Source organism: Vibrio sp. Vb0937, assembly GCF_033338855.1.
Genome location: NZ_JAWOTK010000345.1, coordinates 1 through 1,152, shown reverse-complemented (window position 1 = coordinate 1,152; position 1,152 = coordinate 1). Strand labels below are relative to the sequence as shown.

2 protein-coding genes are annotated in these 1,152 nt (G+C 46.3%); one reads left to right on the top strand and one right to left on the bottom strand.

Features of this window, described 5'->3' with window-relative positions; all coding sequences use genetic code 11:
* The coding region (locus tag R7P67_RS25585; RefSeq protein WP_318086419.1) for a phosphate-starvation-inducible PsiE family protein at nucleotides 1–201 on the top strand (201 nt) is incomplete at its 5' end.
* 54 nt (nucleotides 202–255) lie between these two features.
* On the opposite strand, the gene R7P67_RS25580 is transcribed toward R7P67_RS25585, so the two are convergent.
* Nucleotides 256–1,122 carry a YicC/YloC family endoribonuclease gene (locus R7P67_RS25580; protein ID WP_318086418.1) on the bottom strand — a complete coding sequence of 289 codons (867 nt, stop codon included), beginning with the start codon at nucleotides 1,120–1,122 and terminating at the stop codon, nucleotides 256–258.
* Between the last annotated feature and the right edge of the window lie 30 nt (nucleotides 1,123–1,152).

Below are 1,152 nucleotides of genomic sequence, written 5' to 3'. Positions count from 1 at the left end.
ATCCCCGTTCGCTATCCTATCTATATCGCGATGATGGCCATTGCTCGCTACATCACCTTAGGTATGAAAGAGTTGGATGCCACTTTGGTGGTTTGGCTTTCTATAGCGGCGTTTATCTTGGCGGCAGCGACCTTGGTGATTCGCGTTGGACACCACTATTGGCCGTATGTTGACAACCGAACCTTGGAAAAAGACGAATAAAATAAAGCCCCGCATTAAGCGGGGCTTTCAATATGTAATCTAAATGTTTTTAGATTATTCGATGTTTTGGATCTGTTCGCGCATTTGCTCGATCAGAACTTTCAGTTCAACGCCCGACGCAGTGATGTCGGTGCTGATCGATTTAGAAGCGAGCGTGTTTGACTCACGGTTGAATTCTTGCATCATGAAATCCAGACGACGACCGACTGCGCCACCTTTTTTCAGGATGTTGGTCGTTTCTTTCACGTGAGAATCCAGACGATCTAGCTCTTCTGCAACGTCTGACTTTTGCGCTAGCAAGATAAGCTCTTGTTCTACACGAGAAGCATCCAGTTCAATTTTCGCATCTTCAAATTTTGAGAATAGACGCTCACGTTGCCATTCTAGGATTTCAGGCATGCGAGCACGAACTTTCACCACTTCTGCGGTAATCGCGTCTAGGCGTTGTTCGATCAGCGCTTTCATGTTGTCGCCTTCACGGCCACGCGCTTCAATAAATTCACTAATTGCTTCATCAAATGCAGCAAGCAGCTCTTTGTTGACCTCATCCATGTTTTGCTCAGGAGTTTCCATCACACCAGGCCATTGCATGACTTGAAATGGATTGATGCGGCTAAGCTCACCAGTCATGTGCATAACTTGTTCAGCAGCTTTAATCACTTGGGTTGCCAACGCTTCGTTGATGCTAAGATCGGCTTTTGCTGCAGGGTTCGCTTCGAAACGAAGGCTACATTCCACTTTTCCTCGCGCTAGACGTTTACGAAAACGCTCGCGTAGAACTGGTTCCAAAGCTCGGAATTGTTCTGGCATGCGGAAATAGGTTTCTAGGTAACGCTGGTTTACACTGCGGATTTCCCATACCGCTGAGCCCCAGTCGCCTTTTACTTCTTTGCGTGCATACGCTGTCATACTGTAAATCATCGAATTTTCCTGTCTTCATTTTTTGAAAAT